This window comes from Fibrivirga algicola, assembly GCF_011742925.1.
GTDB lineage: Bacteria > Bacteroidota > Bacteroidia > Cytophagales > Spirosomataceae > Fibrella > Fibrella algicola.
Map to the genome: position 1 here is coordinate 82,455 of NZ_WAEL01000009.1, position 14,000 is coordinate 96,454.

15 protein-coding genes are annotated in these 14,000 nt (G+C 49.6%); 6 read left to right on the top strand and 9 right to left on the bottom strand.

Annotated elements, in window-relative coordinates:
- Positions 1-35: 35 nt before the first annotated feature.
- The 4 genes from F7231_RS22005 to F7231_RS22020 form a co-directional block, all read right to left on the bottom strand.
- Positions 36-1,631, bottom strand: a complete 1,596-nt coding sequence (locus F7231_RS22005) for a nickel-dependent hydrogenase large subunit (protein WP_166693563.1) — start codon at positions 1,629-1,631, stop codon at positions 36-38.
- 141 nt (positions 1,632-1,772) lie between these two features.
- A complete protein-coding gene (locus F7231_RS22010) occupies positions 1,773-2,753 on the bottom strand; it encodes an NADH-quinone oxidoreductase subunit B family protein (RefSeq protein WP_085414312.1) in 981 nt (326 codons plus the stop codon).
- 211 nt (positions 2,754-2,964) lie between these two features.
- A complete protein-coding gene (locus F7231_RS22015) occupies positions 2,965-3,585 on the bottom strand; it encodes a TetR/AcrR family transcriptional regulator (RefSeq protein WP_085414311.1) in 621 nt (206 codons plus the stop codon).
- A gap of 6 nt (positions 3,586-3,591) precedes the next feature.
- A complete protein-coding gene (locus F7231_RS22020; RefSeq protein ID WP_085414310.1) occupies positions 3,592-3,951 on the bottom strand; it encodes a hypothetical protein in 360 nt (119 codons plus the stop codon).
- A 371-nt stretch (positions 3,952-4,322) separates the two neighbouring features.
- Here F7231_RS22020 and F7231_RS22025 point away from each other — a divergent pair, with 371 nt between their 5' ends.
- Positions 4,323-4,718 carry a peptidylprolyl isomerase gene (locus F7231_RS22025; RefSeq protein WP_166693564.1) on the top strand — a complete coding sequence of 132 codons (396 nt, stop codon included), beginning with the start codon at positions 4,323-4,325 and terminating at the stop codon, positions 4,716-4,718.
- Positions 4,719-4,886: 168 nt separating this feature from the next.
- Here the strand turns inward: F7231_RS22025 and F7231_RS22030 are convergent, their stop codons facing one another.
- Positions 4,887-5,843, bottom strand: coding sequence for a LysR family transcriptional regulator (locus tag F7231_RS22030; RefSeq protein ID WP_198172122.1), 957 nt, complete (start codon positions 5,841-5,843; stop codon positions 4,887-4,889).
- On the opposite strand from F7231_RS22030, the gene F7231_RS22035 reads away from it, so the two are divergent.
- The 3 genes from F7231_RS22035 to F7231_RS22045 are packed head-to-tail and all read left to right on the top strand — an operon-like array spanning position 5,835 to position 8,256.
- Positions 5,835-6,296: a gamma-glutamylcyclotransferase family protein gene (locus F7231_RS22035; RefSeq protein WP_166693565.1), complete on the top strand. Its 462-nt coding sequence runs from the start codon at positions 5,835-5,837 to the stop codon at positions 6,294-6,296. The two genes, F7231_RS22030 and F7231_RS22035, sit on opposite strands and share 9 nt — an antisense overlap.
- An 8-nt stretch (positions 6,297-6,304) precedes the next feature.
- The gene (locus F7231_RS22040; RefSeq protein ID WP_208295664.1) at positions 6,305-7,537 is read left to right on the top strand and encodes an MFS transporter; all 1,233 of its coding nucleotides are present in this window, start codon (positions 6,305-6,307) and stop codon (positions 7,535-7,537) included.
- Entirely contained in the window at positions 7,534-8,256 is a 723-nt protein-coding gene (locus F7231_RS22045) for an MBL fold metallo-hydrolase (RefSeq protein WP_166693566.1), read from the top strand. Before F7231_RS22040 ends, F7231_RS22045 begins: the two co-directional genes overlap by 4 nt.
- 171 nt (positions 8,257-8,427) lie before the next feature.
- Here the strand turns inward: F7231_RS22045 and F7231_RS22050 are convergent, their stop codons facing one another.
- Positions 8,428-9,153 (bottom strand): helix-turn-helix domain-containing protein, encoded by a 726-nt coding sequence (locus F7231_RS22050; protein ID WP_229370227.1) that lies wholly within the window; start codon positions 9,151-9,153, stop codon positions 8,428-8,430.
- A gap of 102 nt (positions 9,154-9,255) precedes the next feature.
- Complete coding sequence (locus tag F7231_RS22055; RefSeq protein ID WP_166693568.1) at positions 9,256-10,227, bottom strand: aldo/keto reductase; 972 nt, start codon at positions 10,225-10,227, stop codon at positions 9,256-9,258.
- A 508-nt stretch (positions 10,228-10,735) separates the two neighbouring features.
- Between F7231_RS22055 and F7231_RS22060 the strand changes: the two genes are divergently transcribed.
- Positions 10,736-11,254 (top strand): DinB family protein, encoded by a 519-nt coding sequence (locus F7231_RS22060; RefSeq protein ID WP_166693569.1) that lies wholly within the window; start codon positions 10,736-10,738, stop codon positions 11,252-11,254.
- A 196-nt stretch (positions 11,255-11,450) separates the two neighbouring features.
- Here F7231_RS22060 and F7231_RS22065 read toward each other — a convergent pair whose 3' ends face one another.
- Positions 11,451-12,041 (bottom strand): DJ-1/PfpI family protein, encoded by a 591-nt coding sequence (locus tag F7231_RS22065; RefSeq protein WP_166693570.1) that lies wholly within the window; start codon positions 12,039-12,041, stop codon positions 11,451-11,453.
- Positions 12,042-12,577: 536 nt separating this feature from the next.
- A complete protein-coding gene (locus tag F7231_RS22070) occupies positions 12,578-12,775 on the bottom strand; it encodes a hypothetical protein (protein ID WP_085414302.1) in 198 nt (65 codons plus the stop codon).
- Positions 12,776-13,503: 728 nt separating this feature from the next.
- Here F7231_RS22070 and F7231_RS22075 point away from each other — a divergent pair.
- Positions 13,504-13,893, top strand: coding sequence for a DUF6660 family protein (locus F7231_RS22075; RefSeq protein WP_208295665.1), 390 nt, complete (start codon positions 13,504-13,506; stop codon positions 13,891-13,893).
- The last annotated feature ends 107 nt before the right edge of the window (positions 13,894-14,000 follow it).

The following is a 14,000-nucleotide window of genomic DNA, read 5'->3' on the forward strand; positions in this document are numbered from 1 at the left end:
GTGAAAGAGCGAAATTTGCTGCGTCACCCGCTCTTTCACAGTTTAAACTTTGCCATTTCCTTGCCCGACTTTCCATCGTGAGCATGGACGGTGCAGACCAGGCAGGAGTCGAACGAACGGGCTACCATACCTACTTCGACGGGATCGTGCGGATCTTCGATTTCGGTACCTTCGAGGGCGGCTTCGATCGGGCCGGGGTTGCCCCGGTCGTCGTTCGGGCCAACGTTCCAGGTCGTGGGGGCCATCACCTGGTAATTTTTGATGACGCCATTTTCAATTTCGATCCAGTGCGCCAATGCGCCACGGGCGGCTTCGGTGGCCCCAAATCCTTTACCGTCGCGCTCTTCGGGTTTAATGTAGAATTCGCTGTTAAGGTCTACCTGACGGAGCCACTCATCAATTTGGGTATAGAGTCGAGCGGCTTCGTGCACACGGGCCAACGTCCGGGTAAATACATTTGTCCCCAGCTTTTCGATCACATCGCCAAACAGCGGATCGAAGACCTGGTGTGGTAATAGGTTGTCCGGGTTAGCATTCATAAGTACGCGCGCCAGCGGACCGGCCTCGGCGGCCATGTCCATGTAGCGGGGCGCTTTTGCCCAGCTGTATTTTTTATTGAAGTCGGAATCGGCCAGCGTGTTCGACTGTAAGGGTGTCGGCATCGGTTCATCCCAGGGGTGAGCCGCCGGAACGTCTTCATACCAGGCATGGCCTACGTGCTCTTTGATGCTCAGGTGGTCGAAAACATGGTATTTTTTACCATCGTAGAAGCCACTCCGGCTAATCAAGGCTGCATTACGGCCCTCTACGGTCGGTTTCTGATAATGATCTTTGTGCAGGTACGTTCCATACGTAACAAACTTGCCAACGCCCTGCCCGAATTTGTGCAGACCGAATTCCAGGCTGGCACGTATGAACAGGCCCAAATCAGAGTTTCGCTGCGAATCGTTTTCCTCCACCCAGGCCATCAGATCGTCCCAGGTTTTGATCTGCATATACCGCTCAATCGAGCAGCCCAACCAGAGTGATTCGAGCCAGTCTTTGCGGAACTGGTTCATGATGGCATGCGCGCGGGTGATGTCTTTCAGCGTTGGCGCGCACATAACGCCCCCCGGCACCATGTAGCTCGAATGCGGCCACTGACCACCAAAGAGCGCATACACCTCAACCGGCCGACCACTAGCCGAAACACCCTGTTGAAACGACGTACCTACGTAGGCTGCAAACCGTTTCACAACTTCATCGTACAGAGGCTTATTGGCGAATTTTTTGTTCGCCATATCGGTAGCGAAAATAGCATAAAACCAGCGCGGGATACTCTGAATGGTTTCGGTAGCCTGCCCGATGGCCCGTAGCAGCAAGGCATTAGGTGGCAGGGTTGTTTTCCAGGCCGTATCCAGTGCCGATGAGGCACAGTAGAGGTGAGATCCCCCGCAAATACCACAAATACGGGGCGTCACGATCAGACCCGCCTGCGGATCTTTGCCCTGCATAATTTTTTCGAAGCCCCGGAACATGGCCGCCTGCGTATGCGCCCGCGTCACGACACCGTCCTCCATATAAACCTTCACGTCGAGGTCGCCCTCAACCCGCCCAACCGGCGATATATTTAATTCTTTCTGCGTTGCCATGTCTGGTTATTAGTTATTGGTTATTGGTTATTAGGTTACTGGTTATTCGTTAGTGGGTCAGTTGTTCTTGTATTACGCTTTGCGCAAGTACTCAACGACTAATAACCAATGATGAATAAATAGTAACTCATTAACTAATAACTACTTAGAGGAAGAAAACTGTGGTTGATCGACACCAACGAGACGTTCACTGCCAGAAACGACTTTCTCGAATCCCGCGCGGAGGTAGTAGCCTAGTTTCGACGTACCTGCTGGGGCTTCTTTAGGCAGGAAACCTAAATAGTGCATCGTTTTGAATACGCTGCCCTTCTCCAAGTCATGGTGCGGAAAACCCGGTTCCGTACAGCCCAGACAGGGGTGGTTGGCGCGAGTCTTACTCGAATGCCGGTTCCAAAGAATTCGGTTGCAACTGGCGCGGGTCATAGGTCCGCGGCAACCAACCTCGTAAAACAAACAACCACCCCGTTTACCAAAGCCACCGTCGACTTTCTGCGCGAAGCTGATTACGTTGGTACAACCCGTTTGCACGAAGTCGGTGAAGAACGTTTTGGGGCGGTGGTATTCATCCAGCAACACATCGCCAATACGACCTGTGGCAATGGCAACCAGAATTTGCGTGATCCAGTCGGGGTGAGCCGGGCAACCGGGGATGTTGATAACTGGCAAGCCGCCTTTCGATACGTAATCGGAGCCAAGGAAACCACCTTTTGCCTTTTTCAAGAACTGCATACCCGTTGATTCACTTGGGTTGGGTGCTACGGCGGGAATACCACCCCAGGTTGCACAATCGCCAATGGCCACTACGTAGCCCACTACTTTCGACAAGTCCCGAACCCAATCCTGCATGGGGCGATCGGCAAAGTAATTCATGGTACCACTACCGTGTGGCCCCTGAATAATACTGCCCTCGTACACAAGTATGTCGCATTGGGTATGGCCGTTGACAATGTCGTTGAGCAGGTCGGTTACCTGCTCGCCAATTTCAAGACCAATAGAAGGGTGCCAGAGGATATTGACACCGAAATCAGTCACTAACTCGACGACTGTAGGCTCCTCTGCATTGAGAAACGACATCGTGTTGCCACTGCATGCTCCTCCCTGAAGCCATAATACGTTAGCCATGCGATACGGGGGTGTGAAGGTTCGGAATATTGAATTATATAGAGCACAAATGTAATTATAATTTGGAATTAGAAAATTTTTTCTAATTATTTTCAATAGGTCTCACAAGGTTGAGTTCGTTAACGGCGGAATCAATGATCCAGCACAGTCGAACGACTGATTTTAAACAGGAAAAAACAGAGTGTTGAAAACAGAAGAGTCTCCTGAAGTGCTAAGCCAGCATGGGCAGCACCATAAGGTCGAACTCGGAGATACCTTCTTCTGTAAAATGTGGACGCAATTGTTCCCAAACAGCCTGCTTGTAGCTTCGTTCGGTAACTGTCTGTCCACGCATGCTCGCGAAGGCGGGCATGAAGACGAGCGTCATCCATAGTGATTGCGCTAGCTGATCATATTCCCCAGGGCTTCTTTCGGGATAGAACATGGTCCGCTGAACGTGAAAATCGAGCCAACTACGAAGTTGGATCATCATCTTGTTCACTGCACGCTGCCACTTTACCTGTTGCTCGGTTCGCTCAGGGTTAACTTTGAAGAATTTAGCCAGATAAAACTGGTAGTTCTTGAAGAATTGATAATATAAGCCAATCTGCTGGTCGAAAGCTGACAGCTCAGGTGCCTGAAGGTATTGGCGGAAAATATGAGCAAATTCATCAAGCACCTGCTCATCGACCAGATCGACGATAGCATCTTTCGTCTTGAAATGATAGGCTAAATTTCCTACGCTTATACCAATCTCCTCGGCTATCTGCTGAAGGCGCACTGCATCAACGCCGTACTCATTAAAGAGTCGGATAGAAGCGTTTAAAATGCGTTCCTTAGTCGAGACAGGCATGTACAATTAATTAAAGCAGACGTTCAGTTGATTGGCCGAAACCGTAAGCGTACCCCGTTGGTCTTTTGCCGCCAGGCGGCGCATATAATGGGCTTGCTGTGCGGCTCGATTCGGACAGGAATGGGACGTAATCCGGCGTTTTATAAACTTGAGAGGATTTACTGTATAGGCAAAAATAAGTTCTACTTCCCACTCACCCCGATATAGCCGCAGATTTTCAATCACAGCCGTATCTGACAGCCATAAATCGTCATAATACAGTCGAAAGTCAGTTAGATTACCTTTCCGCTCCGTGAAGTGCAGGCTATTCAGGCCAGCCAGCATATTGGCATAAGCCCCTTTATCCATGGTAAAGAGCGAATTCATATCGTATGGTTTCTCGTTCACTACATTGAACGAATGTATTATGGTTAGGCCTTAAAAGTCTTCATAACAAAAAAAACTATCGTTGTGTTGGCAACAGGCTTCATTGCTCAAACACACAATTGGTACTCAGTAAGACCGCAACCAGGATCTGTATAGAAATGACCTACATCGCCTTGTAGTTTGTAGATCATCGTAAGGTTCAGCTCCTTGCCGCTAAACTTAGGGATGACAAGCCGCCCAGAAGCCCGGTTAGCTTGCCTTTGCCCCAGCCCAACTACTAAGCGAGGATTGGCCTCGTTTGAGGTGTTGATGCAGCTCTGCCTTCCAACGCCTGCCCGCCGGCAGAGGTCCTTACGCCAAAACACTATAGCATGAAGTACGCCCTACTCATTACCTGCCTGCTGGGTCTGACCGCTGAGGCCAGCGCCCAGCGCCAGAGCCGACAGACCAACAACAACCTTGGCTACAATGATTCGACGGCCAAAGCGACGATTTATGCCCTCTATGATTCGCTGCAGCAGGGCAAACCGTTCGCAGCGCTGGCGCTTAAGTACTCCCAGGACCCGGGCTCCTACCAAGTGGGTGGCCAGCTACCACCCAGTACAATGGAGGACTACGTAGATGAATACAAAGAAGCGGTCCTGCGCCTTGTCCCTGGTGAGCTATCCCGGCCCTTTAAAAGTACGTTCGGCTATCACCTGGTGCAGTTGGTATCCAGGAAAGACAATGTGTTTGTGAGCCGACACATTCTGTTGCGCACGGATTAGCCCGCATTGCCGGCCCCCACCAAGTGCAGGCCAGGATTCACTTTCAGCCAGGGTTGTCTGGCCACGGCGGGTGAAGATTAGCCCATGTGACTGGACAACTAAATCCGTTGCTTATAGAGGGTACCTGTAATGGATGCAGTCTCAAGTCTACACGGGGTATGATGTCAATTAGCCTTCCTGTTTTAGTAAGTGAAAAAAGGAAAGCATGGCCTTTTTGGGGTAGGCGTCAATTAAGGAGATGGCCATGGCGTTTCTCATCATATCGTTGCCCTCAAGGGGTATAGTGACCAGATCGCTGTCATCTACACTTACCTGGGTTAATATCGTATACCAGTGGCCCGTTTTTACTAATGAGAGCAAGGTGGGTATATCATTAATTTCGATGGCTACCTCAGGCGTTAAACCTTTCCGTTTAAAGGCCGCCGTTATATGCTGAATGGTGCTGTAACCACTTGCCGGCATTGCCAACGGCAACCCTATAATTTCTTCCAGTGGGATACGCTTCCGATTGGCCAGTTCGGATGTTTTGGGAACGACCAACGTCATGGGAGAGCTGAACAGTCGTTCGTATTTGTGGCTTGCGTCGTCTCGCTTCTCTTTAAAAGTCAGCACCAGATCCAGTTCGGCTGTGCTTAGTTTTTCGATTAGCTCATCCGAGGTGCCAAACACAACACGAACCTTTATGCTCGGATACTGTCGGCAAAATTGAACGAGTGTCTTGGTCAGCGCATTGCGTAGTGCAAAGGTGACGCCGATGCGGATCGTTCCTGTTTTTAGTTCATTCAGGTCTTTGAGCAGTAGAAAGCCATCGGCTGCCCGATTGACACTCTGCTGGGCATAGTCTGCAAATAGATGACCGGCTTCGGTAACCGATATTCGCTTGCCGATCCTGTTAAACAGGGGAACATCAAGCTCATCCTCCAACTGTTTGATCTGTTGAGAAAGCGTGCTTTGACTGATATGTAAAGAACTAGCTGCTTCTGTGAAGTTCAATAGCTCTTTGGCTTTCAGAAAATATCGGAGTTGCCGCAGTTCCACGTATAAATCGGTTTTATCGATGGTTTCTATCGAAAAATACCGTTTTTCAACTGTAAAGGTTTCCCCGACTTTTACGCTATGAATCACACTGAGACCATCGCGACGTTGAACTTACGACCAGATATCGCGCACATTAACGTGTCTGATTTGGACACGCTATCGCTATCCAATGCAGAAAAGGAGGTATTCCGCGCCTATTTGCCTGAACAGACGCTGATCATTTACGGGACATTGGCCCCTGGAAAACCGAATCATAGTAAGATAGCCCACATTATAGGCACCTGGGAAAGCGCCACGGTGATGGGCAGGCTGGAAAAAAAGGGCTGGGGCGCAACATTAGGGTTTAACGGATTCAACCCTGCTTCACCTGGTGAACCATCCATCACCATTCCAGCCCAGGTGTTGCGCTCACCCATGCTTCCCCAGAACTGGACCGTTCTGGATGAATTTGAAGGGCCTGGCTACAAAAGGATCCTGTCTGCCTATACCCTAGCCGATGGCGGGATAGGCATAGGGTACATCTATGCGATAAACGAGTAGTGTTATCTATGGACACGTTAACGAACGAGGCCAACACAATCGAGCCAGCCATTATGTATTTGCCCGAACTGGCAACCAGATACAGCCCGCGCTTTCAAAAGATCAACAGTTGCCTCTTCCTGTCGGGACTCTCTGTTTTTGCCCAGCTTTATCTTTTTCAGCCGTTATTAGCCACCGTAGCACGCGATTTTAAGACCAGTGTTGGTACTAGTTCGCTGCTGGTTTCGTCGGCGACCATAGGCATGGCCATGGGGCTGTTCTTTTTTGGCCTTAAAGCCGACGGATTTTCACGCCGGAAACTTATGTCTTTTGCCTTGATCACCTCGGCGATTCTTACCCTGGTTTCGGTTTACCTTCAGAGCCTACCGCTCCTGATTGGTGTTGGAGTAATTAAAGGATTTGTATTGGCCGGTGTTTCCTCAGTAGCCCTTGCTTATCTGACCGAAGAGGTCGAGTTGTCAGCTGTCGGCCTGGCCATTAGTATGTATCTCAACGGAAATACCATTGGCGGAATGAGCGGCCGAATACTAACCACCCTTTCCGCCGGCTTCCTGGGCTGGCAAGGGGCCGTGTTGCTGATTGGCGTGGAAAGCCTGCTGCTGGGCCTGCTATTCTGGAAATTCTTCCCCGAAAGCCATTTTTTTCAGCCTGGTCCCACATCGGTTTCCGTTAAATTCAGGCAGATGAAGAGTTTTATGCGTGATCCCTGGCTGTTAAGTCTCTATGGGATTGGCGCCCTGCTGGTGGGTACGTTCGTGAGCGTTTATAATTACCTCTCAGTCCGGTTGGCACAAGCGCCTTTTTCATTGAGCCATTCCTGGATCGCCTGTATTTTTCTCATGTATGCGTTTGGTGTGGTCGGTGCCATCCTCGCTCGCAAGCTGTCGGAGCGCTATGAGCTTCCCCATGTCTTAAGCGGTTTCATCCTGGTCTTCTTAGTCGGTGTTGGCTTACTGTTTTTCGATCATCTAGTACTGACGCTAATCGGTTTAGGCCTGTTGACCCTGGCCTTTTTTGCGGCCCATACGATGGCCAGCCGGATGGTGGCTCTTCATGGCTCGGCCGCGAAAAGTGCGGCTACTTCCCTGTATTGGCTGTTTTATTATACGGGGTCTGGGGTATTGGGGAGTTTGTCAGGCTATCTGCTTCATGGAACCAGCTGGGCGATTTTCATTCTATCGTTACTGATTCTGATTCTTTTTGCGTTTCTGTTGTCCCTTTTTAAAGCCCTCATACGATGAGGATCATTCCCTTAAAGGACGGTGATTTTCTGGTGAATAAACACAAAGAGTTCGCCTTGCTGACTGCCACCGAACCGGCAATCGGGATTAGGATGGCCGTTCAACCGTTTTTAGTCCTTATCGATGATGAGGCTATTTTATTGGATGCCGGGGTAGGGTGGCAAACGAATGATAAGTCAACCTTACTAATGAACCTGGCTGCCGTTGATGTCCAATCGGGTGCCATTACCCGGGTGCTGCTCACGCATCTACACAAAGATCACGTGGATGGCTTGATCCTAACCGGCCCCGCTGGGTTTCACCTGGCCTTTCCGCAAGCCAGGGTTTACCTGCAGCGCCGGGAATATGCGCATGCGTTGACAAAAAAAGGGAGCCCGTCGTATGACTTTGACAAACTGGAATTTCTGATAAAGCATGCGCCTATTACCTGGCTCGACGCAGACGAAGGGTTTATTACTCCCAAGATTACTTTTCAAGTGGTAGGTGGACATACGCCATTTCACCAAGTATTTTGGGTCACCTCAGAAGGAGAAACGGCCTTTTATGGGGGGGATAACCTGCCTCAGGCGGCTTATCTGGCTGTGCCTATGGCTTATAAGGCAGATGATGACGGCAAAAAGGCGATGGGGTGGCGTAAGCAATGGCAGCGACAAGCCAAAGCGAATAACTGGCACCTGTTGCTGTACCACGACCGGCAGCATCCGATCATCCGACTCTAAAAAGGGACTATGTTGACGCTGGAAGCACAAGCCAGCGCTCGATTCACAAATGTCTTACTAAACCCTCCCATGTGAGATAAGGCCTATTCATATTTACGTCGTTACAGCTTGAATAGCCAGACCCATAACGGCGGACAATGCCGTCCAGGACATTTTAAAAAAAACGCGTGATCACGTTGGAGTAAGACCAGAATGCATTGCCGTTGGCGCCATACCGAACTTTTTCTTGTAAGAATAGGAGAAGTGTGCCAGGCTTTCAAACCCCAGATCAAGGTAAATGGCCGACGGTTTTTGATGTTTCGTTTCAATCAAATGTTTAGCTTCGGTCAGCCGTTTGTCCTGTAGCCATTGGCGGGGCGGAGCACCGAATGTTTTTAGAAAATCACGTTTGAAGGCGGCCAGGCTACGGCCGGTCAGCTGCGCAAATTTTTCGATGGGAACATTGAAATGAAAGTTACTGAGCATAAACTTCTTCAGATCAATCTTGTATGGTGCTGAAAAGTCGAACAGGAAGTTACGAAGCCCGGGCAGGGCAAGCAAGAGCAGCTTAACACCTTCTTTTACTTTCAAAATCCCCATTTCGTCGGTCATGGCTGCCCCCGAGCTACGGGCATAAGGAACGATGGATTGGAAGTACCCCTGCAGGAATTCGTTGGCAGGAATCAGAATGTTGGGCGGGCCCATATATTTCCGGTCAGATTCGAGCTTCTCTTCTAATACGATCTTGCGCAGCAGGTCCTCCTGCAGGGATATCACAATTGTTTCATAGTTGCCGCCGGGCACCGGTGTTTTGGTGAGCGTACCCAGTTGATTTTTGCCGATCAGCAACATATCTCCTCCCATCATCGAAATCGTTTGGCTGGAGGTTTCCAGGATAAACTGTCCCGAAACCTGCAAGATTAAGGTATGGTGATTCCAGAAACACACCTTCTCTTTACGCTCAGCGGAGAGGTACGAGTAGAAAATTACGCCCGGAAGTATTTCGGCTGGACTGGTCATTTACCGTTGTAAGTAGGTGCCACCAAGTATGGCCCCTGGTGCAAAAGTCGTGTTCAAGCTACTCATCTCTTGTGGTGTGAACACAATATCCATCGCTGCGATATTTTCCGGCAAGCGCAACCGACGACTCATGCTTACCAGAGGCATAATGTAGTCACCTTGCTCCTTCACCCAGGCGATGGCAACCTGCGTTGGTGTGCACCCTTTAAGGCGAGCCAATTGCATTAAAACGTCTACTTTTTCCAGGTTCTTACGTAAGTTTTCACCTTGAAAACGAGAAAAATGGTTCCGGTAATCCGTTTCGGCAAGCGGTGCTTTCAAGTCGCCGGTCAAAAGGCCCTCAGTTGTAGTAGCGAAGGCCACGACGCCAATGCTTAATTCCTTTGCTGTTGGCAGCAGTTCGCTTTCTATTTGGCGGTCGGCCAGCGAATAGCCGATCTCCAGTGCGCTGATAGGATGAATGCTATTGGCCTGACGCAGTTGGCCAGCCGTTATTTCCGATACACCGATGTAACGCACTTTACCCTCTTTAATCAGGTCGGCGACTGTGCCAATAATGTCTTCCAGGGGCACGCTGCCATCCATTCGGCTTGGCTGGTACAGGTCGATGGTGTCAATACCCAAACGGGTCAGCGAGTAGTTAATGAAATTCTTAATGGCGATGGGGCGCAGATCCATTCCCAGCCACTGTCCGTTGTGAAAGATGGCACCGAACTTAACGCTGATGAAGGCATCGTCTCGTCTTCCTTTTATGGCTTTGCCTATCAGTATCTCGTTATGACCGGCGCCATAAAAGTCGCCGGTATTCAAAAAATTAATACCCTTATCCAGGGCTTCCTGGATTGTAGCGATACTTTCTATTTCGTCAGGGGTAGAGCCGCCCCAAATCGAAGACATCCGCATACAGCCCAACCCCAGTTTAGACACGAAAGGCCCATGTTGACCCAGTTGAATTTTTGTGCTATTCTTCATGCCACAAAGATCACCGCTTACCGTACGAAACAGGTTTCTTCCACGGCTCAACTAATTTACCTGTACGGCTCATTCAAGATGATCCACGAAAGAAAGAATCCTGTGGAATTGACCTATAGGGACAAGATGCGTGAGGAGTAAAATTTGCCTAGGTCCTGATAGTTGTCGTCCAATAAACGAGCCTCTGCGAGACGAAGGGGCTTTCGTGGGTGTGCCTGTTGATGGGCTGTTTAGTTGAACGGCCTATGATACGAAGTCTACGGCAAAATCGGCAGACCTATGCCAACAGCCACTAATTTCCTAGCCACGGGTCAGCTAAGGGCCTCAATCTAGCTGGCGCCTTATGCGACGTTTCAATTTGCGTCAATTATAATCAGGGGTAGCTCACACATTTTTGTTGCTGGGCCTGATTAGTTACCATCGACAGTTCCCTACTGACATACTGCTGTCACTGCCCTGGCTTTTCTTTGGGTGGTCAATCAATCGATAACGTCAACCAACAGCAACTATGGAAAACACAATGCAGCGCAGCCAGACAATGGACCAGATCGTCCTCTCACCCCAGCAACTTCTTGCCCACTGGCAGGGACACCGGGGACTCACCCGCCGGTTGATCGAAGCCTACCCCGAGGAACATTTCGGTTCGTACACCCTGGGCGGCATGCGCCCTTGCTCGGCGCTGATGGATGAAGTCCTGCAACTGGCTGATCAGAGCATGCAGGGCGTAGTTTCGGGCCAGTGGCCTTCCTTTGACGAGGAGTCAGAGGGATCCACCAAAGCAACGACGAAAGAGCAGGTACTGGCCAAGTGGGATCGGGTGACCGAGACGATTAACAGTTATTGGTCGCAGATTCCACCCGCTCGTTTCCAGGAAGTCGACAAGGCTTTTGGCCGATATGAAGGACCTATCTACTGGTTTATTTTCTACCTGATTGATAATGAAATTCATCATCGAGGTCAGGCTTATGTCTACTTACGCACGCTGGGGGTAGAACCGCCTGCTTTTTGGGATCGCCCCCAGGTATAGACTGCGGGTAAGTCGTTTTAGAAAAGCCTTTGCCGCACTAATGATTGGCAAAGGCTTTTCTGTATCATGCTGGCCACTATCCATCCTGGGATACCTGTTCGTCTGGAATCAGCTATTTTTAGTACTTAACGCGTGTAGAAGGCTAGGCTGACTATGAAGGGTGCATCAACCTTAAAAAACCAACGACAAACGTGTCTCACGAAATCCTCAACTCTTCTTGCTTCTCAACTTGTTGCGCCTCATTGAGGCAGGCAAATACCTCCCTATAAAATTCGGGGTGTGACTGCCAGGTCTGTCCCGTAACCATGTTACGGTCACGTACGGCTTGTTGGGTCGAATAGGTGCCACCGCCCATCTCTATTTCAGTGCGGACGTGTTCGTAAGCCGTTAGCGTTCGGTTGGTGGCTAAACCAGCCGTAACCAGAATCTGAATCCCGTGGCAGATGGCAAAGACCCATTTGCCATGCCGGTCGAATTCGCGGACAACCTCCAGCAGAGTGGCATGATTACGCAGGTATTCGGGGGCGCGGCCACCCAGCAACAAAATCGCGTCATATTCCTCGACAACCACCTCTTGTATGGTCAGGTCTGAAGCTAAACAATAACCGGGTCGCTCGATGTAGGTATCCCAGCCCAGTTCAAAATCGTGCATCACCAGGTTGAGACGCCGTTTACTGGGCGCGGCAATACGGGTTAAATCGCCCTCTTCCTGAAAACGATGCACGGCATAAAGGGTTTCATAACTCTCGCCACCATCACCGGTAACGATCAAAATAGTGCGATTCATAGCAGGCATGTTTTGAGAGAAAGGCTGGAAAGATAGGCATTATCATGAATACTTTTCAGCGAGCCTGAACATCCTGCACCTACGATAATGGCTGTACATGAATCGTCTGCGACTAATTGATTTGCTGTGGGGCATTATGCAACAATTGCTTCCTCAATTTCCAACACGCTCTTAGCTTGATTAAAGACGCCATCCACAACCAACCCAGGTATAGTATAGGTTGGACAGAGGTTTGAAAAAGGACTGGGTGTCATTTCGTACTAGCAATGCCCTGCGCTAGCCGTTCTTTCACGACTGTTGGTTTGCTGGAGCGGCTTGCCTCACTAGTGTGTATACAATCATGTGGTGCTGCCGACCTAGTATGAATCAATACTATAGTAAACAGAATAAGTCACTTATGGCCTTACTAGTGGCTTTATGCTCACTGTTCAGGGGCTGGTAGCCAGCTGGCAGTTTACCCGTTTAGCACAAGCTAAGGCCACCACACATGGGAGTATTTTTGTGGCTATAGCTTTTGTATGATCAACTTAAGCCAGTCAGGCGCAGATACGTACCCGGGCAAGTAGAATGTCCGAGCGATTAAACTGCCGCTGCATTTCAGCAAACACCCAATCAATGGCCTCGTCAGGATCCGTTGCCGCCACTGAAAGATCTTCATTCAATCGGATCTGCTGTTTGTGCTCATCGACCACATCAAAAACGACGCGGATCAGTTGTTTTCTTTGTTTATTCATGGTTATTCATACGTTTCGATTAGTGGTAAACTACCACCTGTAGAGTTAAGTAAGGAAATCACGAATCCGCAATAGGATAGGCGCGCTTACCGGATTTACATACATTCATTAAATCGCTGGCCAGAGCATAAAACTACACACTTTTTGTTGTAGTTGTATTATAGTATAATAAAACAAACGCACAATCGGGCGCGATGTAGTCCTATTTATGACTATTCAGTATTAGTATCTAATCTAATCAGCTGCACCAAGTCAGTTTATTCAGGCTAATTGCTGCCGTTTGGCAATTGGTCTACTGTCGACTGAGGGGCATTAAGGCAACCAAAACACAACGACTTGATACGCTGCCTCGCTACGTGCCCCGATGGGCTACAGGCTTCGTCATCATTGAGTGGGTTAAAAAGAGGCTACTCAACGGTTTGATCAGCTGATGACTCTATAAAGGCACCTACATCGCTGAGCCACTCTCGGCCGAAGGTGCCCGTCGTGACGCACTGTAAAATCGTCATGAGTTCGCTACAGCAGCTGTGTAACGACAATCTGATTGTCCATAGCCGATTGTGAACTGGGCTTAATATCGATAAAGAAGAGTTTTTTAGACTGTTAGGCATCGTCAAAAGAGACGTGGCTGGCCACTGCAACAAATTTCCGACCCCAGCTGGGAACAACGACTAAGTTCAATAAGTCGGAACCGGAAGGCTACACCGTATGGCCACAAAGAAATACGGATGTCTTTCTTTTTGACTACCTGTTGCATAACCTGGCAGCGTACCTTTGGGGCTGTGAAGTGGTTGACCCTCTTATTGTCCATGTACCTGCTGGGGCTATCCTTATGGCCTTGCTCAGATGAACCTTTGCTCCCCAATGAGCAAATGGAACAGGCTATGGTCATGTCGGCTACAGGGGCGGAACGCTCACAGCATGAACACGACACGTGCACACCCTTTTGTACGTGTACCTGCTGTGCCGTCACCATTTCCGTTGTTCCCCATTTTCATTATTCGCTTCTCTCTTCGATCGACCTTGTGCCGATTGCCGTAGCGTCGTTTGCCTACGCCTCGGCTTACCCACTCGATCCGATTACTGCCATCTGGCAGCCCCCCCAACTTCGGGTCTGAACACCCTTTCCGTTTATGGCTATTGACTCCGCTATGCCCTCTTGCCAGGGGGTGAAGTTGTGCGATTGCGCATATACGGCATCTTCTTGTTGTAAACCTGTTCAGAT

Bases quoted from the DNA above. Each gene is read 5' to 3' on its own strand.
- F7231_RS22005 (WP_166693563.1), bottom strand. From the start codon at position 1,631: ATGGCAACGCAGAAAGAATTAAATATATCGCCGGTTGGGCGGGTTGAG.
- F7231_RS22010 (WP_085414312.1), bottom strand. From the start codon at position 2,753: ATGGCTAACGTATTATGGCTTCAGGGAGGAGCATGCAGTGGCAACACG.
- F7231_RS22015 (WP_085414311.1), bottom strand. From the start codon at position 3,585: ATGCCTGTCTCGACTAAGGAACGCATTTTAAACGCTTCTATCCGACTC.
- F7231_RS22020 (WP_085414310.1), bottom strand. From the start codon at position 3,951: ATGAATTCGCTCTTTACCATGGATAAAGGGGCTTATGCCAATATGCTG.
- F7231_RS22025 (WP_166693564.1), top strand. From the start codon at position 4,323: ATGAAGTACGCCCTACTCATTACCTGCCTGCTGGGTCTGACCGCTGAG.
- F7231_RS22035 (WP_166693565.1), top strand. From the start codon at position 5,835: ATGAATCACACTGAGACCATCGCGACGTTGAACTTACGACCAGATATC.
- F7231_RS22040 (WP_208295664.1), top strand. From the start codon at position 6,305: ATGGACACGTTAACGAACGAGGCCAACACAATCGAGCCAGCCATTATG.
- F7231_RS22045 (WP_166693566.1), top strand. From the start codon at position 7,534: ATGAGGATCATTCCCTTAAAGGACGGTGATTTTCTGGTGAATAAACAC.
- F7231_RS22055 (WP_166693568.1), bottom strand. From the start codon at position 10,227: ATGAAGAATAGCACAAAAATTCAACTGGGTCAACATGGGCCTTTCGTG.
- F7231_RS22060 (WP_166693569.1), top strand. From the start codon at position 10,736: ATGGAAAACACAATGCAGCGCAGCCAGACAATGGACCAGATCGTCCTC.
- F7231_RS22065 (WP_166693570.1), bottom strand. From the start codon at position 12,041: ATGAATCGCACTATTTTGATCGTTACCGGTGATGGTGGCGAGAGTTAT.
- F7231_RS22070 (WP_085414302.1), bottom strand. From the start codon at position 12,775: ATGAATAAACAAAGAAAACAACTGATCCGCGTCGTTTTTGATGTGGTC.
- F7231_RS22075 (WP_208295665.1), top strand. From the start codon at position 13,504: ATGTCTTTCTTTTTGACTACCTGTTGCATAACCTGGCAGCGTACCTTT.